The sequence below is a fragment of the Acidovorax sp. GW823-FHT01C06 genome (assembly GCF_058798375.1).
The window spans coordinates 13,843-39,667 of record NZ_JBXAKN010000012.1 but is presented as its reverse complement, the minus strand read 5'-3'; the positions used below and the strand labels follow the sequence as shown (position 1 = coordinate 39,667).

Below are 25,825 nucleotides of genomic sequence, written 5' to 3'. Positions count from 1 at the left end.
TATGCAGAGGCGGATCAAAACCATTGCCGGCCTGCTGTATGACGGCGTGCTGTCGCCCGAAGACTGGCATGGCGCCATGGACGCCTTCAACCATGCCGTCGGCGGTTTCAAGTTCCACCAGCTTGCGCTGGACCACCAACTGGGCACGGTCGTGGACAGCGTTGCCAGCGGTGGCATTGACGACGCAGAAGCGGTCGCCACCTATGAACAGCACTACGCCATGACGGATGAGCGGTTACCCGTGGTCATGGGGCTGTGCCAAGGGCAGGCCATGCTCGACCATGAACACTTCAGCGCTCGCGAAATGTCGCGCAGCGCCATCTACGCGGAATGGTTGGCCTCGCTGGGCATGAAGCACACCATGGTGCTGATGCAGCGCGTGGAAGGAACCGTGCAGGAATACGTGGGTTTCATGCGCCATCGGGACCAGCGCCCGTTCGGCGATGCCGACCGCCGCCTCGCGCAACAGCTCATGCCCGACCTGCTGCGCGCCACCCGCCTGCGCGCGCAGGCCAGGCCGCTGGCCCGCCAGGCGGCCCTGGGCCTGGCGGCGTTGGATGCCTTGCCGCACGGCATCGCGGTGGTGGATGCGCAATGTCGCGTGCAGCATGGCAATGCCGCCGCCGCCAGGCTGCTTGCTCGGGACGGTTCGATAGGCGTCCGGTACGGGCGGGTGCACTGCCGTGATGGCGCGTCCCAGGCCCGGTGGCAGGCTCTTGTGGCCGCTGCGTGCGCCAGTGCAGGACCCACCGCTGCAGGGGCCATCCGGCCTGAAGGCGGCTTGTCTCGCCTTGTGGTCACGGTGCTACCGCTTAAGGCTGATCATGCAGCAGCGCTTCGCCAGGTGCCCATGGCCTTGGTGGTCCTGGTAGACCCGGACGCCCCTGGCGGCCTGACCCCTGGCCTGCTGGCCGACATGCTGGGTCTGTCGCCCACGGAAGCGCGTCTGGCGCTGCTGCTGGCATCGGGCAAGACCGTCAAGGACTTCGCCGTCATCCAGGGCTGCACCTGGAACACCGCCCGCGCGCATCTGGCGCAGCTTCTGCGCCGCACGGGTTGCCGCCGCCAGGCGGAGTTGGTGGGCCTGCTGCAGTCGCTGCGCATGGGTTGAAAAGCACATGCGCCATCAGGAACCTGAAGCCATCGCCGGCCTTTTCTACGAGGGTGTGTTGCAGCCCCATGCGTGGCACGCGGGCATGGATGCCATGCGTGCCCGGCTGCAGGCAGGCGTGTTCCATTGCTTCACGCTGGACGCCAGCGGTGCGCCCACGCCCGAGAGCGTGGGCAACCTGGAGAGCTTTGGCCTGCATGCCGGGCACATGGCCGAATACGAAACACAGCACGCGGGCTGCGACCTGCGCCTGGCAGCGACGCTGGGTCTCGCGCCGGGTGGGATCATGTTGGACCACGAGCACTTCAGCCAGCGCGAAGCGCTGCACAACCCCGTGTACGCGGACTGGCTTATCCCCCTGGGCCTCCGGCACACGGCGGGCATCGCCGTGCGCAAGGAGGGCAGTGCGTCAGACCTCATCAGTTTCATGCGCCCCCGGGACGCCAAGCCCTATTCGGCGCACGACAAGCGCTTCATCGAGCGGCTGGTGCCCGACATCGCCCGCGCAGCCCGCCTGCGCGCGCGCATGCTCAGCCTGGCGCGCAACGCCACCCTGGGCATGGCAGCGCTGGACAGCCTGCGCCAGGGCATCGCCGTGGTGGATGCGCAATGCCGCATCCACCACGCCAATGCCGCCATGGAGCGGCTACTGGCGGCACCCGGAGCATTGCGCACCCGGCAGGGGGGCATGGGCTGCGCCGACGGCGCGGCGCATGCGCAACTGCGCCAACTGGTTGCCGCCGCCTGCGCCAGCCCGGGCCGGGCCGCCGTCCTGGCCCTGCCGGAAGAGGGGCCGCAGCGGCTGGCCGTCACCGTGTTGCCGCTGCAGGCCCACCACGCCTGGGCCGCACTGCGCCAAGTGCCCATGGCACTGGTCGTGGCGGCCATACCCGGGGGCGCCATGGCCGGCATGGACCACGCGCTGGTGGGTGACATGCTGGGCCTGTCGCCCACCGAAGCCCGGCTGGCCCTGCTGCTGGCATCGGGCAAGACCGTCAAGGACTTCGCCGCCATCCAGGGCTGCACCTGGAACACCGCTCGCACTCACTTGGCCAATCTGTTGGGCAAGACAGGGTGCCGCAGGCAGGTGGAGCTGGTGCAATTGCTGCAGGCTCTGCGGGTCGGGTAGGGCGGTGGTCAAAGGGAAAATGACCTGCAGCGCTTTCGCAGTCAGCGAAAAGTGCTATTAAAAATCTAGCATCTTGGCGACGTGTTAGTCGCGCGTGATGGTCGCCGCCGTTTTGCCGAACGAGCCCATCATGTTCTTGTCGTCGACCTTCTTGATCTTGAGCTTTCTGTCGGTGCAGCCGTGAAGCGCTTCTGAAAACTTCAGGAGCACTGTGGCCTCCTCGCCATCGACGTCTTCGAGCACGATGGGTACTTGCTTGCCCACGCAGGGGTCGTCCCTCGAGGTTGCATTGCTTTTGTAGGTGCCCCCGGACTCGGTGATGACAAGCCGCGCCTGCTGGGGTGTTCGCACGCCTTGCCACGCCACCGTCCAGATGCCCACGAAGGGTGCGGGCGTCTGAGCGTGCGCGATGGTGGCGATGCCGGCCGCGCCCCACAGCGTGGCGACTGCGAGGCAGGTGGGGAGGGTGTGTTGAACGTGACGCATGGCGATGAAGGATGAACGAATGAGTGAATGAATGAATGAGCGAGGTGGCTGGATCACTGTGGCTTGAAGGTCAGCAGTTCACCGTTGTCCCGCTTGAGGTACAGCACGCCGTCTTTTTGCCGCATCGGGTTGCAGCCGGTGGTCTTGCCCGTGTCCTGGCACACGGTGCTGTCCTTGGTGCTCCACTTTCCGGAATTGGTGTAGCTGCCCGCGTTGAAGAAGAAATAGCCGTTGTTGTCGAACTGCCAGCGCCAGTCGGGTCCTTTCACTGGGGTCATGGAGAACACCTTGCCAGCCAGGGCCTCGCGCAAGGCTTCTTGCGTCAACTGTTCGGCGCCTTCGGGGAAGTCGGCGGTTTGGGCGATGGCGCTGGTGCCCATGGCCATTGCGACGGCGATCAGCAGTAATCTCTGAATGGTCTTCATTGCGAATCCTCTTGTCCTTGTGATTGGTGTCGGGCGCGGCGTCGTGGCGTTTCAGCGGTAGCTCAGGCTATAGAACATCTCCCGGCCATTGCGGTCGGCGTAGGTCAGGCCGAATTCGCCATACGTGCTGGCCGATGCGCCTTCAGGCTTGCCGCCAAAGGGGATGGTGGCCGTTTTACCGTTCGCGACCGTCCCGGCCATGATGGGCGTGCGCACGGTGGCGGGGCCGGTGGCCGACGCGTCCTTGGGGCCTTGGCGGAAGGAATACAGGGTGGGGGCCGCCAAGGGTGACCCGCCAGCGGGCTGCTTGGCCGCTTGCAGTTCGGCCGTGGCCGTGCCGCCGGTTGCCTTGAAAGCCGCCGCGATATTGGCCTCTTCGGGCGCAATGCTGGTGAACATGGGGTACGACGACAACGGCAGTTGCGCAAACGGGTAAGAGGCGTTCTTGAGCTTCGTCTTGTAGATGGCTACCGGCGTCTTGCCTTGTTGACCGTTCACCGTCTTCCAGCCGTCGTCGGCGTAGAGGGCGAAGGTGAACTCGGCGCCTGCCGTGTCCAGGCCCTGTGCTGCAAAGCCGGCATCCGCAATGGCTAGGTCTGCGGTGCTGGGGTTGTTGCTGTTCAGCACGAAGGTCCATCCCCACGTGTCCGACGTTACCCCCAGTGTGGTGCAGTCGGCGGTGGCGGCGTCGGTGCCGTTGTCACTCGCGGCGCATTGGCGGAAGCGGTCGCCGTCACCGTAGCTGGCGTTCCCGGGCAAGCCCTGCATTTCCGGTGCATCGCGTGCAATGCGTGGCGACAGGAACTTGAGCGAGCGGGCCGTGCTGCCGCCCTGGCCAGATGTCCAGGAGACCACCGCATAGGTCGCCACCTTGGCCGGGTCGGTAATGCTGAACAACACCTCGCGTCGCAGCGCATTGGGCCGCTGTACGGTCGGCTCTCCGTTGGCGAGTTGGCGGCGTACATCCAGCCGGTTGCGCGACAGCAGCCCCACCGCCGCCACGCGCCGGTTGCCCAGCGCGCGGAGGGCATCGCCCGTCTGCGGCGCGGCGCAGGTGCCGCTGGTGCTGCCGGCCACCAGCGTTTCGGTCAACCCGGTGCCGGCGGTGCCGTCCGCGTATTGCTCGTCGTAGCCGATGTCCACCTCGTGCCGCGCCGAGCCGTCGGCGTTGGTGGTCTTGCGCTCTGCAAGTACCTGCACGTTGGCCATCTTGCGCCCCACCAGATAGGCGGTGTTTTGCGCCTGCGCGGCGCTCCAGTTGGACACCAGCATGTCCTTTGTGCTGCCGTTGCCCAGGTAGCACGCATCCACCAGCGCAAAGCGCTCGGCGCCGCTGGCGGGCATCTGCTGGGCCAGCACCGCCTCGGTGGCCTTCACGTAGGCCGCCACCAGCTCCTGCGTGGTGGGAGCCGCAGCCGGAGGCTCGGCGGGTGGGTCGGCATCGCCCCCGCCACTTCCGCCGCAGGCGGACAGTGCGAAAACGGCGCTGGCAAGCGCCGAGCAGCGCCACAAGGTGGTTTTTGGGATCGTCATGTCAGTGGGCCTTTCTTCGATGAATGTGCAGTCGTCGCGGCGGAGGCGGGCCTGCGCCACTCCCCTCGTCCACCACACGTTCAGCCTACCGACCGGGCCGTGCCCGCGCCATCCTACAAATGCAGGATGGCGCGCGGCTGCGGCAGCAGGGATATTTGGGGCGCCTGCGTTTATTCAAAAAATCACTATGAAAATAAGAGCTGCTACCGCCTGTCCAGAAAGCGCTGGAGACAAAGAACCCTGTGAACTCATTGTTGGGCGACTACGCTGGCTACTCGCGCTGGCGCTGGCGCTGGCGCTGAGCTTTGTCCTCGCCTGGGGATGTATGTCTACCGCCTGGGCGGCGAATGCCTGGGAGCAGACCTTGGGGCCGGAGGGCGGCTGGATTAATCAATTGGCCGTGGCCCCCAATCTGCCCACGACCCTTTATGTCGGCACTGAAGGTGGCGGAGTGTTCAAAAGCACCGATGCCGGTGCGAACTGGGCGCCAGCCAGCAACGGGTTGACGCGCAGGTTCGTGGCTGCCGTTGCCGTCGATCCCACGGCTTCGACCACGGTGTATGCCGGCACCAGTGGCGGCGGGGTTTTCAAGAGTACGGATGGGGGCATGAACTGGGCGATTGCCAGCCCCGGCTTTGCAGGAGCCTACGTGCTGTCATTGGCAATCGACCCCGCTTTGCCCACTACTTTGTATGCAGGCACCTACAGCGGCGTGTTCAAGAGCGTTGATGGCGGCGCGAACTGGGCGGCTGCCAGCCTCGGGCTGACGAGCACCTATTCGGCTGCATTGGCGATTGACCCCGTTACGCCTTCAACACTGTACGTGGGCACGTCGGGTGGGGGCGTTTTCAAAAGTGTTGACGCTGGCGCCAGTTGGTCCGCCACAGGCTTGGCGACTGGCGGCGTGCGTGCCCTGGCGATCGATCCCGCCAACCCTGCCACACTCTATGCGGGGGGCAGCATGGGGCCCTTGATGATGAAGAGCATGGATGGCGGGGCCAACTGGTCTGCGGCGGGCAGTGGATTGTTCCAACAGCCGATATCCATCGCCATCGACCCTGCAGCCTCTTCGACGGTCTATGCCGGCACCGATGGCCGTTTGTATAGAAGCCTGGATGCAGGGCTGACTTGGGCTGAGCATGGGCCCGGGGATTGGCCGAGCCTTGGAGTGAGGTCGGTGGCCATCCATGCTTCGAATGTGTACATGGGCGCTTCTGGAGGCGTATTCCGCAGCGTGGATAGGGGGGCCAACTGGGCGATGACGAATACCGGCCTTACGAGCAGTACGGTGCGCGCGCTGATGATTGATCCGGTCTCGCCTTCTACCGTCTATGCGGGCGTCGAGGCGGGCGGAGTCTTCAAGAGCAACGATGCCGGGATGCACTGGTCTGCGGTCAACGCGGGTCTTACGGTTACCGACATCCGCGCATTGGCCATGGATCCGGGTACACCCACGACACTTTATGCAGGGACTTGGAGCGGGGGCATTTTTAAAAGCGTGAACGGCGGAGCGTCCTGGGCGCCATCCAACAGTGGAATGACGACCTACACGGTTCTCGCGTTGGCCATCAACCCGGCGGCGCCGGCCGTGCTGTATGCGGCTACCAACATCGGCGTGTTCAAGAGTACCAACGGGGGCGCCGCCTGGCTGCCGGTCAGTACCGGGCTGCCGGCCGAGTACGTGTTTTCACTGGCGATTGATCCCACTTCGCCGTCCACGCTCTATGCGGGTCTCAATACGGGCGGAATTTACAAAAGCACCGATGCAGGGGCGAGTTGGACGGTAAGCAGGGCAGGTGGGGAAATCCCTGTCTTGGTGATCGACAGTTCTGCGACTGTGTACGCAGCTATCCGCTACGTCGGGCTACTGAAAAGCACCGATGGGGGCGCCAGTTGGGTAAGTGCCCAGGCGGGGTTGCCCGAGACGCCCTACGCTTTAGCCATCGACCCCACCACGCCCTCGACACTGTATGCCGGCGCCAGTGACGGCGTTTTCAAGAGCGATGATGGCGGTGCTCACTGGTCGGCCACAAAGACTGGCTTGGCCAATATCGCCCTGTATTCCCTGGCCGTCGACCCCGCGACACCTACAACGATCTATGCCGGAACCCTTGGCAGCGGCGTGTTCAAAAGCGCCAACGGGGCACTCTCCAGTGAATCGCGCCTGCTTGATCTCGCGCTGGTCGTGGGTAGCAGCCCCGTGGCCTTGTCCCCCGCATTCAACAGTGCCACGCTGAACTACACCGCCACCGTGCAGGGGGCCGCCAACGCCACGCTCGTGCCCACGGCGTGGATGAATGACGCAGCCATTACGGTCAATGGCGTGCCCACAGTCAGCGGCAGCGCATCGGCGCCCATTGCGCTGAACCCCGGTGGCAACAACCTGAGCGTGGCGGTGACGTCGGGCGACGAAGTATCCACCCGCACCTATACCGTGACCGTCAACCGCCAGGTTGTTGCCCCCGCCATGCCCACCAGCGTGCAGGCCGCGCTGGGCGCGCCAGGCAGCGGGCAAGCCACGGTGAGCTGGACGCCCAGCGCGTCCAGTGGCAGCAGTGCGCTGGCAGGTTACACCGTGGCAGGTGGTGGCAGCGGCTGCACCGCAGGGCCGGGGGATGTCAGTTGCGTGGTGGCGGGGCTGACCAATGGCACGTCCTACAGCTTTACCGTGACGGCGGCCAATGCCGAGGGGGTCACGGCCACTTCTTCCACGGCAAGCAACACCATCACACCCCAGGGCACGCAAACCATCACCTTCCTGCCCCAGACGGTGGCCAACCGCAGCTACACCCCCAGCGGTAGTTTCGCCATTGCCCCCATGGCCAGCGTCACGTCGGGTCAGCCGCTGACCTACGGCAGCCAGAACGCGGCTGTCTGCATGGTGTCGGGCACCACGGTGACGATGACCGGCGTGGGCGCCTGCGTTCTCACGGCCGACCAGCCGGGCAGTGCCGCCTGGGCCGCCGCGCTGCAAGCCACCAGCAGCGTTGCCATTGGCCTGGGCGTGAACACCATCACTTTCCCCACGCAGGCGTCCCGCCCGTTTGCATCGGGTGGCACCTTTGTCATCAGCCCGCTGGCCACGGGCCTGTCGAGCGCGGCCATCGTCTACACCAGCCAGGCGCCGGGCGTGTGCACCGTGTCGGGCAGTACGGTAGCCATGGTGAGTGCGGGCACTTGCACCATCGCGGCCAACCAGGCGGGCGATGCCCTCTGGAGCGCCGCCGCGCAGCAGATTCAGAGCGTGGTGATCAACGCTAGCTTCCCCGGCGTGCCCACCCATATCCTGGCCACGCCCACCGGCAGCGGTCAGGTCACGGTGACGTGGACGGTGCCCGCCGACACCGGCGGCGGCATCACCAGCTACGTGGTCATCGCCCAGCCAGGCGGGCAAACCTGCACGCCCATACCGCCCACGGCCACCACCTGCACGTTCACCGGCCTGCCCAACGGGCAGACCCAGACCTTCACCGTGCAGGCCACCAACGGCGCGGGCAGCGCCACCTCCCCCTTGCCCTCCAACCCCGCCACGCCGCTGGCCGACAGCAAGGCTTTCTCGGCCCCGTCGTCCACGGGCTCGGGCCCCGTCGCGGTGGCGGTCTCGGGCGGTGGAGCCACCTGTGCGTTCGAGAGCGTGCGGCTGCTTTCCGCCGCCAGCGCGGGTGCGCCTGCGGGCCCGAGCTTTCCGCACGGCGTGCTGGATTTCGTGCTGAACGGCTGCGATACCTCGCCCGTCACCGTGGACATCACTTACCCCGGCACACTGGCGCAGGGCGCGCAATACTGGAAGCGCCAGGGCGGCGCGTGGGGGCCGTTCGCGGGTGCCGCGCTGGCCGCGAACAAGGCGGTGCTCACGCTGGTGGACGGCGGCGCGGGCGACGATGAGGGCGGCGCGCCCAATGGGCGCATCGTCGATCCGGGCGGTGTTGCGGTGCTGGCGGCGCCTGGCCCCGGCGGGGCTGCGGCGATTCCCACGCTGGGCGAGTGGGGGTTGGTGCTGCTGGCGGCCCTGCTGGGCTTGCTGGCGTGGCGCCGCAGGGTTTAGGTGAGAAAGGTTGCCAGCGCACTGTTGATTTTTCTACTTGCTATGAAAATGAGAGCTTCTGGCGCTTGTCCACAAAGCGCCAGGGCCAAACTGAATCCATAGGAAATAGAGTCCCATTCATGAAACAAGCCTGTATTGCTACCCTGGGCGCGCTGTTCGCGTCCATCGCCCTCGCCCAGTCGCCAGAGTCTTTCCACGGGACCTGGAAGGTCACTTGGCAGGGCGCCAAGAGGTCGTAAGAAGCCAAGCTGCAACTCGGCAAGGGGGGCAACACGTGGCGAACGTTCACCAGCAACAGGGACGACCCCTGCGCAGGCCGGGAGGTCCCGGTGGCGCTGGAGCTCAAGAGCGAGGCGGAGGCCCTCGTCACACTCAAATTCTCCGAGGCGCTCCCAGGTGGCCGCGACGGTACCGTCCAGATGACGTTGACTTCGCCCACCACGGCCAAGGGCAAGCGTGGTCAGGTGGACTTGGACATGGCCAAGGAGTAGCCACATCGCCTCGGGCGGTAAGGCAAGTTTCATTGCAAACAACTGTTGTTTGCGTTAACTGCCAACTGTTGTCCGCACGGCGGATTCATTGAAACACCGAGGCGAGGCATGGCAGAAACAATCGGCCATGGCACCCTGTCCCGGCTTGCGGAGACAGGAGTCATCACGGCGAGGCATATCCTGGGCCAGGACGGCGGCTGGTCCGCGGTGGTCAAGTACGGCACGACCGAGCAGCCATTGGCCGCGTAGCGCAGCCGGCAGGTGCGGCTGTTCCGCAAGTACTTTAAGCCGGGCGGCAAGCTCGATTCCGGTCCTAAAGGAGGTCACTACGTCGGCAAAAGCTGGAAGCTCAAGAGCGATCAAGTGTGCCGCGACCACTACCAGAACTCCGTCGTGCATTGCGGCGCATTTTGAATTGCAGGGTACGAGCTTGTACCTGGTGGGTGACGATGGCAACCGAAGCCTAGTGAATTCGCTGGAATTCACCCAGCCCTGAGCAATTCCCAATGCAACTTGTTTCCAAGGGAAGGTTACGTGACGCTGGAGTTTTTTAACACCACGCCGCTGCCCGCGCGCATCTACGCGGGCGAGGGCTGCGCGCAGTTGCTGTTCTTCGAGAGCGACAAGGACGCCGTGTGTGAGCCCAAGGCCTGACATCGGCCGCCTGCGCGGCCGGCGGGCCGCCAGGGGCCGCGTCCTACAGCGCGTCAGCCCGTTGGCTGAAGTGCAAGCGCAGGTAAGGTTCTTAGCATCGTGTCATGCCACCCCGATGTCGCGGTGGGCAAGAAGGAGTCCTCCCATGCTGACCTTTGCTGCGCCGTTCACACCCGCCAAGGCCCGGGGTACGGGCCTTTCCCTGCACGCCGCCTGTGGCGCGGGCGACCTCGGGTTCGCGCCCTCGCAGCCGCACGGCGGGCCGCAGGCGCATTATTGGCCGTGCGAATCGCTCAATGCCTTCGTCCTCAAGATGGCGGCGGCGGGCCATTGCGTGAACACCGCGATGATGCTGGGACACCGGCCCTACGCGCTGGAACAGCTTGCCATGGCGCGCGCCGCGAACGACGGCGGCCTGAATGCATTGGCCGAGCGGCTCCAGGCCTATTTCGACGCGACGGCCCCGCAAGGCTGCGCCGTCGTGGCGGACATCGACGGGGCCTAGGTGGCACCGGGCCAAGCGCCAGCGCGGCACCATCCACCCATCCACTCACCCTCCGTTTCTCAGGCCTCCACGCAGACCCGGTTGCGTCCCTGTCCCTTGGCTTCGTAGAGCGCGGCGTCGCCCCGGCGCAGGAGGTCCGTGCCGTTGTCCTGCAGGCTGCGCATGCTGGCCACGCCGGCGCTCACGGTGATGAGCCCGACCACCGGGTCCTGCTGCGCGGCCATGGCCGCGACCAGGGACTGGGCAATGGCCTGGGCGCCCGCCAGGTCGGTATCGGGCAGCAGCGCCACGAACTCTTCCCCGCCCAACCGCGCCACCACGTCCGAGTTGCGCAGCCGCACCTCCAGCGTGCGTGCCAGCCGGCGCAGGACTTCGTCGCCCGCCTCGTGGCCGTAGGTGTCGTTCACGCGCTTGAAATGGTCCACGTCGATCGTGATCAGGCTCAAGGGGCGGCCGCTGCGCCGGGCCAGCGCCAGCGCAAACGCCATCTGCGTTTCGAAGCCCCGGCGGTTGAGCAGGCCGGTCAGCGCATCGGTGCGGGCCTGCAGGTCCAGCGCGCGGTTGGCCGCCTCCAGCTCCAGCGTGCGCACGCGCACCTTCTCTTCCATGGCCTCGCGGGATGCCAGAAGCCGGTGCGTCATGCGCCCGAGGGCACTTGACAGCTGGCGCACCTCGCGGCTGCTGTGCGCCTGCGGAATGCGGGCCCCGGCCTTTTCGGCTTCCACGGCGCTGGCGGCATCGGCCAGCGCGTACAGATCGTCGCTCAGCCGGCGTGCCGCCAGCCAGGCCAGCACCGAGGCCAGAAGCGCGGCAGCCAGCCCGATGGCCAGGGCCATGCGCACGGTGCGGCTCGCCTCGGCGAAGGCCAGCTCCACGGGCTCACGGGCGACGACCCGCCATCCGAGGTCGCTGGCGCTGCTGCGCGCCCGCAGCGGGACCATCGCCGTGAGGTAGCTGCGGCCGTCCCTCCACGGCACCACGGCCGCCGGGCTGGCGGCCCGGTCTCCGGGCGCCGCGGCCCCGGCCGGCAGGTGCTGCCCGGCCTCCCGCAGGGCCTGGGTCTGGCCGCCGGGGGCATAGATGAGCTGGCCCTCGCGGTCAAAGACAAAGAGTTCCACCGCGCTGTCTTCGGTGTGCGCGGGCGTGAGGCTGACCATGACCTCGCGGGTCCATTCCCAGCTGCCATGGATGCCCACCACGCCCACGGTGGTGGGGCCGATGCGGATGGGGGCCGCGAAGTCGACGAGCCGGTAGGGTTCGCCCGAGGGGTTGGGGGGCAGCAGCTTTTCCAGCAGCTTGGCAGCGTGCACGTCCCCCACGTGCAGTTTCTGCAGACCTTCCTGGAACCAGGGCCGCTGAGCCACGCTCTGGCCCACGAGCAGGCCGCCCGTGGCTGTGCGCACCACCCCCTGGGCGTCGGCCACGCCGATCCACACGCTGTGGGGCTGGGTGGCCTGGCTGCGGGCCAGCATGTGGTGGCCTTCGGGGGTGTCCAGCCCCTTGACCCAGACCACTTCGGCGGCGGCCAGCACCTCGGCTTCCCGGCTGCGTTCCAGCAAGCCGTTGGCCAGCAGCTTGCCGGCGTTCTCGGCGATCACCTGCAGGGCGGTGCCGGCATCGCGCTCGATGCGCCGCTTGAGCAGCTCTCCGAAGGCAAGGGACAGCAGCACCGCCAGGCCCACCACCAGCGCGCCGAACACCAGCGCGATCTGGGCGCGCAGGCTGTGGTCCGAGAAGCGGAGGGGGGTCATGGCGTGGCCCGCGGGGCGTGCCCTGTCGACACCGGCGGGTGCACCGCGAGGCGTGCCGCCGCCAGGTCCCAGCCTGCCCAGCCGCAGCTCTTGAACAGCACGGGGCCTTCCGGGGGGATGGGCCGGCCGTGCAGCACGTCCCGCAAGGTAGGCAGCACGCTCACATCCATTCCTGCCTGCAGCAGATCGCCGGCCTCGTGGCGCGCATCGTCGCTGTCCAGCACGATGTGTCCCCGCAGCGCCACGTGGCGGCACAGGGCCGGCGCCAGCTCGGCCATCGCGGGGGTGTAGGCGCCCACCGCCGCCACGAAGGCATCGGGTCGTGGCGGCGCGGCCAGCACGACGGCGTGCGCGGGCGTGCAGGTGGCGATCAGCGGGCAGTGCGGCACCGCGTCGTCCGCGTTCGCCACCACGCGCGCCCGGGCGCCCAGCGCATGGGCGCGCCGGACCAGCGCCTCGGCGCTGGCCGCGCTGCGCGAGGCCACCCACACCTCGCGCACCGCCATGCCCAGAACAAACGCCTCCAGGTGGGCCAGGCCCTGCACGCCGGCACCCACGATGAGCAGTGGCCCCTCGGGCGCGCGCGCGAGGTGCCGTGCGCCCAGCAGCGACACCGCCGCGGTGCGCCGCGCGGTGATCGTGGGGCCGTCGAGGACCAGGCGGCGCTCGCCGGTCGCGACATCAAACACCACCACATCCCCCTGGATCGCGGGGCGGTGGGTTCCCGCGTTGCCTGGTGTCAGTGTGATGAGCTTGGCCATGGCCACGCGGCTGTCGGCCGCGGGCATGACGAACAGGTTGGCGCCCCCGGCCAGCGCCACCACCGTGCGCGCAGGAACCGCCACCGAACCGTCCCGCAGCAGGGCCGCGATCTCGTCGGCGAGCGCATCCCAGGGAAGGCATGCCGCGGTGGCCGCGGCGTCCAGCGCGCGGGGGGATCCGGAAAGAAGGTGGGAAGGCATCGCGAGACTTTATACAGGGCCATGGTGCCGGGGAAGCGGGCAAGCCCGTGGTGCGGAGACCGGCATTCAGTCAGTGCGTGGCGCCGGCGCCCAGCGCGATGTCGTGGCGGACCAGCATGGCGGCCCACAGGGCGGCATGGATGCCGCGCACCATCTCCCGCAGCGCCAGGTGGGGCGTGCCCTGGCCTGGCAGCCAGGGCACGTGCACGAAGCCGCCGCGGGTGCCCGGAAGGTCCGCGTCCTGCGCCTGCAGCATGTGCATCAGCCCGTACAGCACATGGTTGCAGACAAAGGTGCCCGCCGTCTGCGACACCTCGCAGGGCACCCCCGCGCGTTGCACGGCGCGCAGCATGGCCTTGACGGGCAGGCTCGCGAAGTAGGCGGCGGGGCCGCCGGGCACCACGGGCGTGTCGACGGGCTGGCGGCCGGCGTTGTCGGGAATGCGGGCATCGTTGATGTTGATGCCCACCCGTTCCAGCGAGAGCGCGCCGCGCCCGCCCGCCTGGCCCAGGCAGACGATCAGCGCGGGCCGGTGGGCCTCGGCCAAGGCCCGCAGCTGCTGCAGCGATTCCCCGAACACGGTCGGCAGTTGCGCGGCCACCACGCGATTGCCGGCGATGTGCTGCCCGTGCAGGGCCTCGGCGATGAGCCAGCTGGGGTTCAGGGCGTCGCCCCCGAAAGGGTCGAACCCGGTGAGCAGGATGACCCCGCCCGCGAGGGGGGCGTAGTGCGATGCGTCGTGGAGCATGGAGGGAGTGCGGACGGGTTGTGGCCAGGTCGATGGTGGAGCATGCCCGCGGGGCGCGGACAGGCAGGCCATCGTAATCTGCCCTTGGAGTTCCTGCCGGGCGCGTAATATGGCGGCAATGCCTTCCGCAGGGCGAGGGCGCTGGAGATACGGTATGAAATGGGAAGGCAATCGCGAATCGGACAACGTGGAGGACCGCCGCGGCGAAGGCGGCGGCGGATCGCCGGTTTTTGGCGGACGCAGCATCGGCATCGGCACCATCGTCATCGCCCTCGTGGGCGGCTGGGTGCTGGGCATCAACCCGCTGACCATCCTGGGGCTGCTCAGCGGTGGCGGCCCCCCGGCGCAGGTGCAGTCGCAGGGGCCCGCCCAGCGCCCGCCGGCGGATGACACCATGGCCCGTTTTGTCTCGACCGTGCTGGCGGATACCGAGGACGTGTGGAAGGCCGTGTTCCGCCAGGGTGGCGGCAGCTACCAGGAACCGCGCCTGGTGCTGTTTCGCGGAGCCACGCCCACGGCCTGCGGCACGGGCCAGGCGGCCATGGGGCCGTTCTACTGCCCGGCCGACCAGAAGGTCTACATCGATCTCGGTTTCTACGAGACCCTCAAGAGCCGCCTGGGCGCCCCGGGCGATTTCGCGCAGGCCTACGTGATCGCGCATGAGGTGGGCCACCATGTGCAGAACCAGCTGGGCATCAGCGGCAAGGTGGACCAGATGCGCGGGCGCGTGAGCAAGACGGAATACAACGCGCTGTCGGTGCGCCTGGAACTGCAGGCCGACTGCTTCGCGGGCGTGTGGGCCCACCATGCGCAGAACGCGCGCCAGATCCTGGAGCAGGGCGATGTGGAGGAGGCCATGAACGCGGCCGCCAAGATTGGCGACGATGCGCTGCAGCGCTCGAGCGGCGGCGCGGTGGTCCCCGAGAGCTTTACCCATGGCACCAGCGCCCAGCGCCAGCGCTGGTTCAACAACGGGCTCCAAAACGGCAGCGTCAAGGCCTGCGACACCTTCTCGGCCCGCAGCCTGTAGCGCGCTGGCCGCCGCGGCGGGTTGCACCCGGTGTCCGGCGGCCCGCAAGCCCTGAGAAAAAACACGGTTGCCATGTCCGCCACCGCCTTGTCTTCGACGGCTTCGACCCACGGTCCCTCCGGCGGCGCCAGCAGCGGGGTGGCCGGGCCCCTGCCGCAGCCGCCCTCCTCGGGGGTCGCGGCGGCATGGTCGGCCGCGGCGGTCACGGTGCCCCATGCGGTGGGGCTGGGCCTGCTGGCGTTCGCACCGCTGGCGGGCGACTACCCGCTGGCGGCACTGGCGCTGTGGTCCGCCGCGCTGCCGGGGCTGCTGCTCACGCTGGCCGCGCCGCGCGCCGGCGTGGTGTATGCGCCCACCACCGTGGTCGCGCTGCTGTTCGCGGCGGTGCTGGCCACCGCCCACGGCGCGGCCCCCGCGCTGGGCCTGAGCGCGCGCCAGGTGCTGGCCGTGAGCGGGGCGACGGTGGGGCTGGCCTTCGTGTTCCAGTGGCTGCTGGGTGTATTGCGGCTCGCTTCCGTGGCGCGGTTCCTGCCGATCTCGGTGACCCACGGCTTCGCCGCGGGGGTGGGCTTGTCCATGGTGGTGGGCCAGGTGCGCAATGGGTTTGGCGCGGGGCCCGACGCGCTGTGGGACGCGCGCACCGGCTGGCATGCGCTGGCGGCCGCGGCCGTGGTGGCCATCGCCTGGGCGCTGCGCCACCGCTGGCCCCGTTCGCCGGGCCTGCTGTCCGCGGTGGTCCTGGTCACGCTGGGGGTGGCGCTGGCCGGGCTGTGGGGCGGCGGCCTGGGGGCCGTGTTCGCACCCGCCGTGCAGCCCAGCAGCTTCGCCGGGCCGCTGTGGCCCGACTGGACGGGCATCCCCTGGATGGCGCTGGCCCAGCAGGAGGGCTCGGCGCTGGTCGTGCTGGCCTTGCTGATGGCCCTGGTCAACAGCCTGGAGATCCTGGTGTTCAACCAGGAGCTGGAACTGGAGCACGGGCTGCGCGGCAATGCCAACCTGGCCCTGCGCCGCGAGAGCCTGCTCGGAGCGCTGTGCGGCCTGGCCGGAATGATCCCCGCATCGACCAGCGCATCGCGTTCGCGCATCGTGCTGGCGCAGGCCGGGGCCTCGCGCGACGCGCCGCGGTGGCATGCGGCGATCATGCTGGGCGTGGCCGCCACGGGCGCATGGTGGCTGCACTGGGTGCCCATGGCCTGCCTGGCGGGCGGCCTGGTGCTGGCGGGGCTGCTGCAGGTGCCTGGCCTCATGTGGTCGCTGCGCTATGCGCGCAGCTCGCGCGTGACCTGGGCGCAGAGCTGGCTGGTGGCGCTGGTGTTCGCCGTCATGGGCGGCGTGGGCGCGCTGGTGGCGGGCCTGGTCGTGGCCACGTTCGTGCTGCTGCACGACTCGGCCGCCAAGGTGCTGCGGCATGTGCGGCTCGATGGCGAACTGCGCTCGCGCCGCCTGCGCCGGGCCGGGTCCGACACCTGGCTCGTTCCGCGCATGAACCAGATCGCCGTCTTTGAGCTGCAGGGAGTGATGTCGTTTGGCGTGGCCGCCCACCTGGCCGAGCAGGTGCGTTTGCTGCTGCAGCCGCGCCACCGGTGGGTGATTCTCGATGCGGGGCGCGTGCCCGCGTGGGACAGCACCGCGCTCGCGCAGCTGCGCGCCCTGGTGCGCGACCTGGGCCACCAGGGCATCGCGGCGGCCGTGGCGGCGCTGGACCCCCTGGCCGCCGAACAGGCCAGGGACCATGTGCGCTCCTTTTCCGATGTGGACCGGGCCCTGGAATGGGCGGAGGCCGGCATCCTGTCGCAGCGGCCCATCGAGCAGCGCCCGGCCCATCCCGCCCGGGACCTGCTGGGCGAGATCGGGGAAGGCGTGCCGCGCGCGGCGAGCGATGCCCTGCTGGCCTTGCTCGAGCGCGAGACGGTGCCGGCACGCGGCGTGGTCTTCAATGCGGGCGACACCGACCACGACCTGCTCGTGGTGCAGTCGGGCCATATCACCCTGGTCACGCAGTGGCCCCCGGAAAAGGGGCTGCGCCTGGCCACCGTCGGTCCGGGCATGGCATTTGGCGAGATGGCGTTCCTCAATGGGGCGGCCCGCAGCGCCAGCGCCGGGGCCGAGCGGGGCAGCGCACACCTGGTGCGCCTGTCCCGCGCGCATTTCGACGCGTGGGCCCGCCAGTACCCGGAGGCGGCGCTCACGGTGATGAATAACCTCGCCCAGATCGGGGCGAGGCGCCTGGCGGCCACCACCCGCCAGCTGCGGGCGGTGCTGGAGTAGTTTTCCGTCCAGATGGCATGCAGCGCTTGTCCCCTATGCGCTGGCAGCTATCAAAAACATAGTGAATGGCCGCCGTGCATGCCCTGCACTACGGCTGCCGACGTGCCGCCAAAACGCTAAAAATGGCATTTTGGGCCACCGGTGCGACAATAGAGGGCTAAATGACAAGTTCCTTTTCCAATCTATCGCTGGCCGAGCCGCTGGCGCGCGCCGTGGCCGAAATGGGCTACGAGTCCATGACGCCCATCCAGGCGCAGGCCATTCCGGTGGTGCTCACCGGCCAGGACGTGATGGGCGCGGCCCAGACCGGCACCGGCAAGACGGCGGCGTTCTCGCTGCCCCTGCTGCAACGCCTGCTCAAGCACGAGAGCAGTTCCACCTCTCCCGCCCGCCACCCCGTGCGTGCGCTGGTGCTGCTGCCCACGCGGGAGCTGGCCGACCAGGTCGCCCAGCAGATCGCGCTGTACGCCAAGTACACCAAGCTGCGCAGCACCGTGGTGTTCGGCGGCATGGACATGAAGCCGCAGACCATCGAGCTCAAGAAGGGCGTCGAAGTGCTGGTGGCCACGCCGGGCCGACTGCTCGACCACATCGAGGCCAAGAACGCGGTGCTCAACCAGGTCGAGTACGTGGTGCTCGATGAGGCCGACCGCATGCTGGACATCGGCTTCCTGCCCGACCTGCAGCGCATCCTGTCCTACCTGCCCAAGCAGCGCACCACGCTCTTGTTCAGCGCCACGTTCTCGCCCGAGATCAAGCGCCTGGCCGGCAGCTACCTGCAGAACCCCGTCACCATCGAGGTGGCCCGCCCGAACGAGACGGCCTCCACGGTGGAGCAGCGCTTCTACAGCGCCAACGACGACGACAAGCGCCGTGCCATCCACCAGGTCCTCAAGACCCGGGGCTTGAAGCAGGCCTTCATCTTCGTGAACAGCAAGCTCGGCTGTGCCCGCCTGGCGCGCAGCCTGGAGCGCGAAGGCCTCAAGACGGCCGCGCTGCACGGCGACAAGAGCCAGGACGAGCGCCTGAAGGCCCTGGAAGCGTTCAAGAAGGGTGAAGTGGACCTGCTGGTGTGCACCGACGTGGCCGCCCGCGGCCTCGACATCAAGGACGTGCCGGCGGTGTTCAACTTCGACGTGCCGTTCAACGCCGAAGACTACGTGCACCGCATTGGCCGCACGGGCCGTGCGGGCGCCTCGGGCCTGGCGGTCACGCTGGTGTCGGGCAGCGATGCCCGCCTGGTGGCCGATATCGAGAAGCTGATCAAGAAAAAGATCGAACTCGAAGCCATCGAATACGAGGAAGACCAGCCGCGTGGCCGCATCAACGACGGCCGCCGCGCCTGGCGCGAAGCGGGCGAGACGGGCGACGGGCGCGATGCGATCTCGGCGGGCCCCCGCCGCGAGCGTGAGCGCGAGCACCGTGGCGGCCGCGAATCCCGCGAGACACGCGAGCAGCACCGGGGCTTCCGTCCTGCGGTCGCTTCGCGCGATCCCTTCTTCGAGAAACCGTACGAGGCCAGCACCGCCGCCGATGCGGCCCCTGCCTGGGAAGCCGCCAAGTCGGCGCCGCGCAGCAGCGTGTCGGCCAACATCAAGCCCAAGCGCAAGGTGGCCGCGCTGTTCAAGGCAGTTCAGCCGCAGACCGAGACGTCGGCACAATAATTGGGTGAAATTGGCCGCTGGCGCTTGATGAGCAAGCGCTGGATGCTCTATTTTTGATAGTGCATTGAGATCGTGGCTACGGCTGCGGTGGGCCTGCATGGACGGCGTGGTCCTGCCGCCTGCCCGGGGCCAATGACCGCAGCAGCGCCGCGTCGATGGCGCTGAACCCCAAGACCCGCCCACCACGCCGCTGCGCAAAGTGCTGCGCCGCGGCAGCGTCGGCAAAGGCCGGCAGGTTGCCCGCGCGCATGGGCCCTCGCGCGGAAGATCCATGGACATACAGCGCCTGCCGGGCATCCAGCCACGCGCCGGTGTCCGCATCGGTGACGTAGCGGGCCACGATGGCCTGCGCCGTGCGCCCACGCGCATAGTGGCCCACGTTGCCCAGGTACATCATCAGGCTCAGGGGCGAATCCAGGAACTGGGCGTCCCCGTCCGCAAAAATGACCTGCGCCGCCCAGTCGCGGGCGCGGGCCGGGAACATGCCGCACACGGGGCAGCGTGCCTCGGGGGGCACTTCGCGGGCGGCCTGTGGCGGCTGGCCCAGCGCGGGGTCGTACGGCGTCGTCGGGGCCACCACGCACACATCGTCGCCCACCATCGCGGCATCGGCGGCTGCCGCCGGGGCGCGGCGCCACCTCGGGGGCCATTGCCAGGCCCCCAGGCTGGCGGCGCCCAGCAGCACCGCCGCCAGCGCCATGCGCCGCGTGGGCGCGCGGGACGGGGCTTGGGCCGAGGGGGCCGGCCGTGGGGGCGTGGGGGGCTGCATCGCCTACATCCGCGTGTCGTGCAGTGCCCCGCCGCTCAGGTCCACCATGGCGGGCGTGATCTCGGCAAAGCGCAGCACCTTGCCGCCGTATTCGGCGGCGAACTTCTTCGCGTCGGCCTCTTGCGCGAAGCTGCCGATGGTGGGGCCCATGGAGCCGTGGCGCTTGCCGCCCACCACGTAGAGGGCGGTCTTGCCGTCGATCCAGTGGCCCTGCGGGGCATTCCAGTCGGCCTGGCCCATGTCCTGCACATACACGGCCTGCACGGCGCGCACCTGCTCGCCGGCCAGCAGGGTGCTGAAAAGCTCCACCGTGTCGCAGAAGAAGGATGGCCTGTCCTGCCCCGCGAAACGCACCTGCGCCTTGGGGCCAGGGTAGTCGGCGAGCAGCATGCCGTCGAGTTCGCAACTGGTGGTGCGGTCGATCTCCACGGGCTGCAGGGACTGCGCGCTGTTGTCCGCCGGGCTGCAGCCGGTCAGGCCCGTGAGGCCGGTGAGCGTGCCCAGCGATGCGAGGGCCGCCCAGCCCAGCAGTTGGCGCCGTGTGGCGCAGGCGCATTGGTATTGGTTGTGGGATTTTTTCGTCATGGCTTGAATCTCCAGCTCGCCAGGCCCAGGGGCACCACGATCCAGCCCGCCATCACCGCGCCCATCAGCCATGGCTTGGCCAAGGCAGGGGGCACGATGCTGGTCAGGCCGTACAGGGTGCGCACGTCGTCGAGCGAGAACACGTTGAGGATGCGGAAAACGTCGGCCGGGTTCAGCAGCAGCAAATAGGCCATGGCCTCGCCGCCGACGCTGCCGCCCGTGGCCACCAGGGCGCCCAGCAGCAGCAGGTCGAACACCAGCACAAAAAAGAACCAGGCGGCAATCGCCAGGCCCGAGGCGCGTGTGCGCTCGTGCGTGAGCACCGAGAGCAGCACCGCCATGCTCAGGAACGCCAGCCCCAGCAGCACCGAGCTGAGCATGAAGCCGCCGTAGTGGAACAGCGCAGCCCCGCTGAACTGCCGCACCAGCAGCACCGCCACCAGACCGAACCCCGCCAGCGTCGAGAGCGTGAGCGCCGCCGCCAGCCCCAGGTACTTGCCCAGCAGCAGCTCCAGCCGCGTGATGGGCAATGACAGCAGCAGGTCGAGCGAGCCGCGCTCGCGCTCGCCCACGATGGCGTCGAAGCCCAGCAGCAGCGCGATCAGCGGGATGAGGTAGATGACCAGGCTGACAAGGCTGGCGATGGTGAATTCGATGGAACGAAAGCCCACCGTGCCCTGCTGCGCGCCGCCAAAGTAGGCGATGGCCAGCGAGAACACGGTGAACACCAGTGCCACGGCCAGCACCCAGCGGTTGCGCATGCGGTCGCGGAACTCCTTGCCCGCGATGGTGAAGATTTGTTGGAATTCCATGGCTAGCCCTTGCGCAGGTCGAAGTACACATCCTCCAGCGAGGGCTCCTGGATCTGCAGGTCCTGCAGCGCGGAGCCCAGCGGGGCCAGCGCACCCAGCACGGCCATCTTGCTGCCGCGCGGGCAGTCCACGTGCAGGCCTTCCGGCGTTTCCGTCCCGGTGACGCCGGGCACGGCAGCGAGCAGTCCCAGCGCGGCAGGCCGGTCGGCCGCGGCCAGCGTGAGGTGGATGGTCAGCGGCATGTGCGCCTGCTCGCGCAGCGCCTGCACGCTGCCCAGGGCCTGCAGCTTGCCGGAGGCCAGGATGGCCAGGCGGTCCACGCGCTCCTGCAGTTCGGCCAGGATGTGCGAGGTGATGACGATGGTCACGCCACCCGCCTGCAGCCCGCGCAGCGTGGCGTAGAAGTCGCGGATGGCCTGCGGGTCCAGGCCGTTGGTGGGCTCGTCGAGCAGCAGCACCCGGGGCTCGCCCAGCAGGGCCTGTGCAAACCCCAGGCGCTGGCGCATGCCCTTGGAGTATTCGCGCACGGCGCGGTTGCCCGCATGGGCCAGGCCCACGCGTTCCAGCAGCGCGGGGCATTGCGCGAGGGGCGCACCCTTGAGGCGGGCGAAGAAACGCAGCGTCTCCAGCCCGTTCAGGTTGTCGTAGAGCACCACGTTCTCGGGCAGGTAGCCCAGGTGGCGGCGGGCGGCGCGAAAGTCGCGGCCCTGCACCGTGGCGCCGCCCACCCGGATCTCGCCCGAGGTGGCGGGCGTGAGGCCCAGGATCATCTTGAACAGCGTGCTCTTGCCCGCGCCGTTGTGGCCGATGAGGCCAAAGATCTCGCCGCGCGCGATGCGCAGGTCGATGCCGTCCACGGCGTGCAGTGCGCCGTAGTGCTTGTGCGCGCCCCGCACCTCGATGGCGGGGGGCTCGCTCAGGTCAATGGGGGGAGGGTTGCGTGTCACGCTGAAAATTCCGTTGAGGTTGGTTCGGTTGCATGCGGGGTTTTGGGTCCACCACGGTGGGCACGCGCAGCACCGGAAACTGCTGGCCCACCAGGCGCAGCGCCTGCACGGCAGGGCTGGCCAGCAGCAGCTTGATGGCGGGGTGGCGCCAGGTCAGGCGGTCCACCATGTCGTTGGCCTCGTAAGGCACGTCGCCCACGCCGTTGCCGTCGCGGTCCCAGCCGAGGTAGTTGCTCCAGTGGTTGCCGCCCTCGGTGCCCCAGCGCTCGTCGCGGGCGCCCACATAGCGCACCTGCTCGCGGTTGCCGATGAAGTCGTTGCCTTCGACCTTGTTGTTTTTGGAGCCGGCCGACAGGTGCACGCCCACCGTGTTGCGGGTCACCAGGTTGCCGCGCAGGGTGATGTACTCCACGTCGTAGATGAAGAAGCCCCGGGCGTTTTCGGCCACCACGTTGTTCTCGATCACCGAGTCCTGCAGGGTGCGCAGCATGATGCCGTGGTCGCTGTTGCCCCACGCGCGGTTGTTGCGCACCACCTGGTCGCGTACCTCCATCAGCGCCAGGCCGCCACGGTTGAGGTAGGTATCGTTGTCCTCCCACAGGTTGTAGTAGGAGTTCATGTAGTGCGTGCCGTAGCGGCTGTGGTGCAGCCGGTTTCCGCGAAACACCGCGTGGTGCGACACGTCCACATACAGCGCGTCGCGCACGAAGCTGATGTGATTGCCCTCGATGCGTGCGCCCGTGGTGTTGTACAGCTGTACGCCGTTGCCGCGCTGCGACGAGTTCACATCGCGCAGGCCGGTGATGGTGTTGTGCAGCACCTGCACGTCATTGGCCTTCTCGATCCACAGGCCGAACAGGTTGTAGGTGAGGTCGTTGTGGCGCACCACGGCGCGGTGTGCACCGGGGTAGATGTAGATGCCCGCGTTCTGGTCCTTGAGGCTGGTGCCCGAGTCGCGCACGATCAGGCCTTCGATCACCACGTCGGGCGCGGTGACGCGGATGGTGTCCCCCGTCTGGCCGCCGGTGAGCGTGGGGCGGTCGATGCCGCGCAGGGTCACGGCCTTGTCGATGCGCAGGTTCACGCGGTAGAAGCCCCGCTGCACCTCCACCGTGTCGCCCGGCGCCGCGGCCGTGATGGCGGCCTGCAGGTCCTGGCCGGGGCGCACCAACACGGTGGCGGCGTGGGCGGGCAGGGCCAGCAGGCACGCAGCCAGCGCCACGCATGCGGCGAATGCGGTGGCAGCAAGGGGGGGCTTCATCACGCCAATCCCACCACGGCCTTGATGGCCAGGAAAAGCGCCGCGCCGATCAGCAGGTTCTTGAAGCCCACGTAGCTCAACATGTCCATCACGCCCGCCCGGCGGTACTGGTCGCGCCACCACGGGCCGTCCTTCACATAGCGCTTGCCCGACAGGCGGATCAGCACCTCGTACACGCTCCAGCCAAACCACCAGCCGATGATGGCGCCCGAAGACAACGTGCCCAGGGCTGTCATCACCCAGGCCACGCTGGCGGCCACGGCGAGCGAGAAGCCCGCGATCTGCAGCGCGCGCCGCGAGGCCCAGCCTTCGCGGCTCCAGGGCCACAGGTGGTCCACCAGCTCCAGCCAGATCCAGCGCAGGCCTTGGCTTCCAGCCTTGTGGGCGGGGTGTGCAGGCGTTGTAGGCATGCGTGGGTCGGGCCCCTGGGCGGCCTTGGCCGAGATCTGGTCCTGCACCGTGGCTGGGTGGATCGGGATGAAATAGCCGTTCTTGCCGATGGGCGTGATTTCCAGACCATCTTTCTCGCGGCGCTTGCGTTCCTTGGCCAGGGGCGGGCAGCCCTTGGTATCGGTGTAGAGAATCATGCAGTCCAGGCAGTGCAGGCATTCGCGGTGGTCGATGCGGCCATCGGTGTCGATGGCCTGTGCACCGCAGCCCACGGCGCAGGCCTTGCAGCGGTTGCAGTCCTGCTTGCGCTTGAGGCCAAACCAGCGGAACGTGCTGGGCATGGCCAGCGAGGCGCCCAGTGGGCAGATGTATTTGCAGTAGGGCCGCTCGATGAAGATCGAAACGCCCAGGATGGCCGCCACAAACAGGCTGTAGGGCCAGGCGCGGTTCAGCACACCGACGAGGAAGGTGGTCTTGAACGGCTCCACCTCGGCCAGCTTTTCGGCCAGTCCCATCGAGAACATCGAAACCACTAGCAACCCGAAGAACACCGCGTACTTGATCCACTTGAGCCGGTCGTGCCACTTTGGCGGCAGCTGGGTCTGAAAGCGCTTGAGGCCCACCGCGCGCGCGATCTTGTAGATGCCCTCCTGCAGCGAGCCAAACGGGCACATCCAACCGCAGAACAACCCGCGCCCGAACAGGAACACCGTGACGATGATGAAGATCCAGAACAGGAAGATGAACGGGTCGGACAGGAACAGCGACCAGGTCCACTGGAACAGCAGCGAATGGAACCAGGTCAGCACCTGCGTGATGGAGGGCTGCGCCATGGCGCCAAAGCCGATCCAGCCAATGCTGAGGGCCCAGAAGCTGTACTTGAAGGCGTTGACGGGCCACTTGTTCTTGTGGGTGGACAGGCGCGTGAGCTTCTCGCGCAGGGCATACACCACGGTCACGGCGACCAGCAGCACGGCGAACAGCGCGATCTCGACCGCGCGCGACTTCCACACGCGCACCCAGGGGGCGTCGGGCTCGTCGAGGGTGGGGCGCCCGTCTTGCAGCATGGCGGCGGGCAGCCAGTAGGGCGTGTCGAAGCTGGTGAAGCTGCGCGCGCCCGTGGCGCGGTCCACGCGGTTGCCCAGAAAGCTCAGCTTCCACGGGTAGGCGGCCGAGAACGCGGGTGAGCGGATGATGAAAATGACCGACTCGTTGTAGCTGGGCGCGCCTGCGGCCTCGATGCCGTACAGGTTGAGCGCGTCCAGGTCGCGGAATGTGAACGAATCCGCCCCCTGGCGCACCTGCACGCGGTCGTAGATGCCGCCGCGCACGAAGCCCGAGCCCTTGAACGATTCCTTGCCGCCGGTGCGGATGATGAAGAAGGCGTGTTCGCCCTCCTTGAGCTGCAGGCGCAGGTTGTTCCAGCCGTTCTCGCCCAGCAGGCTCTTGCCAATGTCGGGGTGGTTCAGGTCGCCAAACCACAGCTCGATGAAGGGCTCGGGGCCCTTGTCCAGGCCCACTTGTTCGGGCGCCACCCGCAGGCGCTGTACGGTGCCTTGCTGCACCAGCTCGGCCCAGCTCAGGCGTTTGCCGGTTTCCGCATAGCGGGCCGGCTCGCGCACCGTGGGCGCGAGGATGCCCACCTGCCGCGCCACGGCCGAGCCCGAGGCCATCATGACCTGGTTCTGCGCGATCACGGTGACGGTGGCGCCGGAGATGGCGTCGAGGCCCAGCACGTTTTCATCGGGGCGCGACTGGCCCACCTCGATCTTGTCGGCCACCGACTTGCCCAGGTACTGGGCGTTGAACTTGAGCAGCGCAGATTCAGGGATGCCCAGCAGCAGGATGGGCTCGGAATGCTTGAGCACCTTCACGCCCACGAAGCGGCCCTCCTTGTCCATGCCGATCAGCGTGACCACGGGCTTGCCCGAGTAGGCGGGGGTGTCCGTGATGTCGGTGGACAGCATCACATAGCCCAGCAGCTTTTTCTGGGCACTGTTGTTGTCGTAGGCCTCCACATAGGGCGGCTGGCCCTTGCGTTCAGAAAAATGACTGGCGCCGGGAAACACGTCCTTGCACGGCACCAGCGCGCACATGTCGCGCGCGGTAGCGAGTTCCGCAGGCAGCTCGGCCTCGTAGGCGCCTGCCGCAGCATGCGCGCGCGGCGCCAGCCAAAGTGCTGCCAACAAGACCAGAAGAAGCGTGGCGAACTGCCGACGAAGGGAAATCATGGGACTATCTTTTTGATAGCTGCTAGCG

Annotated in this window: 20 protein-coding genes and 1 pseudogene; 9 read left to right on the top strand and 12 right to left on the bottom strand. The window is 68.1% G+C overall.

Annotation, left to right across the window (positions count from 1 at the left end; translation table 11 throughout):
• The first annotated feature begins 1 nt into the window (after position 1).
• Positions 2-1,111, top strand: a complete 1,110-nt coding sequence (locus AC1RCS_RS21245; protein ID WP_492245853.1) for a helix-turn-helix transcriptional regulator — start codon at positions 2-4, stop codon at positions 1,109-1,111.
• A 7-nt stretch (positions 1,112-1,118) separates the two neighbouring features.
• Positions 1,119-2,240, top strand: a complete 1,122-nt coding sequence (locus tag AC1RCS_RS21240; RefSeq protein WP_492245852.1) for a LuxR C-terminal-related transcriptional regulator — start codon at positions 1,119-1,121, stop codon at positions 2,238-2,240.
• An 84-nt stretch (positions 2,241-2,324) separates the two neighbouring features.
• Here AC1RCS_RS21240 and AC1RCS_RS21235 read toward each other — a convergent pair whose 3' ends face one another.
• From AC1RCS_RS21235 to AC1RCS_RS21225, 3 genes are read right to left on the bottom strand one after another with little or no spacing between them, the layout of a single operon-like run.
• Positions 2,325-2,726: a hypothetical protein gene (locus tag AC1RCS_RS21235; RefSeq protein WP_492245851.1), complete on the bottom strand. Its 402-nt coding sequence runs from the start codon at positions 2,724-2,726 to the stop codon at positions 2,325-2,327.
• Positions 2,727-2,779: 53 nt separating this feature from the next.
• Positions 2,780-3,151, bottom strand: coding sequence for a hypothetical protein (locus tag AC1RCS_RS21230; protein WP_492245850.1), 372 nt, complete (start codon positions 3,149-3,151; stop codon positions 2,780-2,782).
• A gap of 51 nt (positions 3,152-3,202) precedes the next feature.
• Entirely contained in the window at positions 3,203-4,684 is a 1,482-nt protein-coding gene (locus AC1RCS_RS21225) for a hypothetical protein (protein ID WP_492245849.1), read from the bottom strand.
• Positions 4,685-6,221: 1,537 nt separating this feature from the next.
• On the opposite strand from AC1RCS_RS21225, the gene AC1RCS_RS21220 reads away from it, so the two are divergent.
• The 4 genes and pseudogenes from AC1RCS_RS21220 to AC1RCS_RS21205 all read left to right on the top strand — a co-directional run bounded on the left by AC1RCS_RS21220 (position 6,222) and on the right by AC1RCS_RS21205 (position 10,379).
• Positions 6,222-8,729, top strand: a complete 2,508-nt coding sequence (locus AC1RCS_RS21220; RefSeq protein WP_492245848.1) for an IPTL-CTERM sorting domain-containing protein — start codon at positions 6,222-6,224, stop codon at positions 8,727-8,729.
• A 599-nt stretch (positions 8,730-9,328) separates the two neighbouring features.
• Positions 9,329-9,469 carry a hypothetical protein gene (locus AC1RCS_RS21215; RefSeq protein ID WP_492245847.1) on the top strand — a complete coding sequence of 47 codons (141 nt, stop codon included), beginning with the start codon at positions 9,329-9,331 and terminating at the stop codon, positions 9,467-9,469.
• Between the two features lie 276 nt (positions 9,470-9,745).
• Positions 9,746-9,862: pseudogene (dcd, locus tag AC1RCS_RS21210) on the top strand (dCTP deaminase); the annotation flags it as partial.
• A 157-nt stretch (positions 9,863-10,019) separates the two neighbouring features.
• Complete coding sequence (locus AC1RCS_RS21205; protein WP_218293631.1) at positions 10,020-10,379, top strand: hypothetical protein; 360 nt, start codon at positions 10,020-10,022, stop codon at positions 10,377-10,379.
• 59 nt (positions 10,380-10,438) lie between these two features.
• Here AC1RCS_RS21205 and AC1RCS_RS21200 read toward each other — a convergent pair whose 3' ends face one another.
• The 3 genes from AC1RCS_RS21200 to pcp form a co-directional block, all read right to left on the bottom strand.
• Positions 10,439-12,130: a sensor domain-containing diguanylate cyclase gene (locus AC1RCS_RS21200; protein ID WP_492245846.1), complete on the bottom strand. Its 1,692-nt coding sequence runs from the start codon at positions 12,128-12,130 to the stop codon at positions 10,439-10,441.
• The gene (locus AC1RCS_RS21195) at positions 12,127-13,092 is read right to left on the bottom strand and encodes a delta(1)-pyrroline-2-carboxylate reductase family protein (RefSeq protein WP_492245845.1); all 966 of its coding nucleotides are present in this window, start codon (positions 13,090-13,092) and stop codon (positions 12,127-12,129) included. Before AC1RCS_RS21195 ends, AC1RCS_RS21200 begins: the two co-directional genes overlap by 4 nt.
• Before the next feature lie 70 nt (positions 13,093-13,162).
• Complete coding sequence (pcp, locus tag AC1RCS_RS21190; RefSeq protein WP_492245844.1) at positions 13,163-13,840, bottom strand: pyroglutamyl-peptidase I; 678 nt, start codon at positions 13,838-13,840, stop codon at positions 13,163-13,165.
• A gap of 154 nt (positions 13,841-13,994) precedes the next feature.
• Here pcp and ypfJ point away from each other — a divergent pair, with 154 nt between their 5' ends.
• The 3 genes from ypfJ (at position 13,995) to AC1RCS_RS21175 (ending at position 18,802) form a co-directional block, all read left to right on the top strand.
• The gene (gene ypfJ / locus AC1RCS_RS21185) at positions 13,995-14,870 is read left to right on the top strand and encodes a KPN_02809 family neutral zinc metallopeptidase (protein WP_218293637.1); all 876 of its coding nucleotides are present in this window, start codon (positions 13,995-13,997) and stop codon (positions 14,868-14,870) included.
• A gap of 72 nt (positions 14,871-14,942) precedes the next feature.
• Positions 14,943-17,138: a SulP family inorganic anion transporter gene (locus tag AC1RCS_RS21180; protein ID WP_255591720.1), complete on the top strand. Its 2,196-nt coding sequence runs from the start codon at positions 14,943-14,945 to the stop codon at positions 17,136-17,138.
• Between the two features lie 161 nt (positions 17,139-17,299).
• Positions 17,300-18,802, top strand: coding sequence for a DEAD/DEAH box helicase (locus AC1RCS_RS21175; protein WP_218341446.1), 1,503 nt, complete (start codon positions 17,300-17,302; stop codon positions 18,800-18,802).
• Between the two features lie 76 nt (positions 18,803-18,878).
• Here the strand turns inward: AC1RCS_RS21175 and AC1RCS_RS21170 are convergent, their stop codons facing one another.
• From AC1RCS_RS21170 to AC1RCS_RS21145, 6 genes are all read right to left on the bottom strand, one after another.
• Positions 18,879-19,502 (bottom strand): nitrous oxide reductase accessory protein NosL, encoded by a 624-nt coding sequence (locus AC1RCS_RS21170; protein ID WP_218294414.1) that lies wholly within the window; start codon positions 19,500-19,502, stop codon positions 18,879-18,881.
• 72 nt (positions 19,503-19,574) lie between these two features.
• On the bottom strand, positions 19,575-20,156 hold the full coding sequence (locus AC1RCS_RS21165; RefSeq protein ID WP_492245843.1) for a nitrous oxide reductase accessory protein NosL: 582 nt from the start codon (positions 20,154-20,156) through the stop codon (positions 19,575-19,577).
• Positions 20,153-20,968 (bottom strand): ABC transporter permease, encoded by an 816-nt coding sequence (locus AC1RCS_RS21160; protein WP_057228618.1) that lies wholly within the window; start codon positions 20,966-20,968, stop codon positions 20,153-20,155. Before AC1RCS_RS21160 ends, AC1RCS_RS21165 begins: the two co-directional genes overlap by 4 nt.
• Positions 20,969-20,970: 2 nt before the next feature.
• Positions 20,971-21,915, bottom strand: a complete 945-nt coding sequence (locus AC1RCS_RS21155; protein ID WP_492245842.1) for an ABC transporter ATP-binding protein — start codon at positions 21,913-21,915, stop codon at positions 20,971-20,973.
• Complete coding sequence (locus AC1RCS_RS21150; RefSeq protein ID WP_492245841.1) at positions 21,890-23,176, bottom strand: nitrous oxide reductase family maturation protein NosD; 1,287 nt, start codon at positions 23,174-23,176, stop codon at positions 21,890-21,892. The genes AC1RCS_RS21155 and AC1RCS_RS21150 overlap by 26 nt, the downstream gene beginning before the upstream one ends.
• Positions 23,176-25,797 (bottom strand): 4Fe-4S binding protein, encoded by a 2,622-nt coding sequence (locus tag AC1RCS_RS21145; protein ID WP_492245840.1) that lies wholly within the window; start codon positions 25,795-25,797, stop codon positions 23,176-23,178. The genes AC1RCS_RS21150 and AC1RCS_RS21145 overlap by 1 nt, the downstream gene beginning before the upstream one ends.
• Positions 25,798-25,825 lie beyond the last annotated feature (28 nt).

Coding starts and splice junctions, on each gene's coding strand:
- AC1RCS_RS21165 (WP_492245843.1), bottom strand. CDS start 20,156: ATGACGAAAAAATCCCACAACCAATACCAATGCGCCTGCGCCACACGG.
- AC1RCS_RS21175 (WP_218341446.1), top strand. CDS start 17,300: ATGACAAGTTCCTTTTCCAATCTATCGCTGGCCGAGCCGCTGGCGCGC.
- AC1RCS_RS21170 (WP_218294414.1), bottom strand. CDS start 19,502: ATGGCGCTGGCGGCGGTGCTGCTGGGCGCCGCCAGCCTGGGGGCCTGG.
- AC1RCS_RS21230 (WP_492245850.1), bottom strand. CDS start 3,151: ATGAAGACCATTCAGAGATTACTGCTGATCGCCGTCGCAATGGCCATG.
- AC1RCS_RS21245 (WP_492245853.1), top strand. CDS start 2: ATGCAGAGGCGGATCAAAACCATTGCCGGCCTGCTGTATGACGGCGTG.
- ypfJ (WP_218293637.1), top strand. CDS start 13,995: ATGAAATGGGAAGGCAATCGCGAATCGGACAACGTGGAGGACCGCCGC.
- AC1RCS_RS21160 (WP_057228618.1), bottom strand. CDS start 20,968: ATGGAATTCCAACAAATCTTCACCATCGCGGGCAAGGAGTTCCGCGAC.
- AC1RCS_RS21235 (WP_492245851.1), bottom strand. CDS start 2,726: ATGCGTCACGTTCAACACACCCTCCCCACCTGCCTCGCAGTCGCCACG.
- AC1RCS_RS21195 (WP_492245845.1), bottom strand. CDS start 13,092: ATGCCTTCCCACCTTCTTTCCGGATCCCCCCGCGCGCTGGACGCCGCG.
- AC1RCS_RS21200 (WP_492245846.1), bottom strand. CDS start 12,130: ATGACCCCCCTCCGCTTCTCGGACCACAGCCTGCGCGCCCAGATCGCG.
- AC1RCS_RS21145 (WP_492245840.1), bottom strand. CDS start 25,797: ATGATTTCCCTTCGTCGGCAGTTCGCCACGCTTCTTCTGGTCTTGTTG.
- pcp (WP_492245844.1), bottom strand. CDS start 13,840: ATGCTCCACGACGCATCGCACTACGCCCCCCTCGCGGGCGGGGTCATC.
- AC1RCS_RS21220 (WP_492245848.1), top strand. CDS start 6,222: ATGACGACCTACACGGTTCTCGCGTTGGCCATCAACCCGGCGGCGCCG.
- AC1RCS_RS21225 (WP_492245849.1), bottom strand. CDS start 4,684: ATGACGATCCCAAAAACCACCTTGTGGCGCTGCTCGGCGCTTGCCAGC.
- AC1RCS_RS21180 (WP_255591720.1), top strand. CDS start 14,943: ATGTCCGCCACCGCCTTGTCTTCGACGGCTTCGACCCACGGTCCCTCC.
- AC1RCS_RS21150 (WP_492245841.1), bottom strand. CDS start 23,176: ATGAAGCCCCCCCTTGCTGCCACCGCATTCGCCGCATGCGTGGCGCTG.
- AC1RCS_RS21240 (WP_492245852.1), top strand. CDS start 1,119: ATGCGCCATCAGGAACCTGAAGCCATCGCCGGCCTTTTCTACGAGGGT.
- AC1RCS_RS21205 (WP_218293631.1), top strand. CDS start 10,020: ATGCTGACCTTTGCTGCGCCGTTCACACCCGCCAAGGCCCGGGGTACG.
- AC1RCS_RS21215 (WP_492245847.1), top strand. CDS start 9,329: ATGGCAGAAACAATCGGCCATGGCACCCTGTCCCGGCTTGCGGAGACA.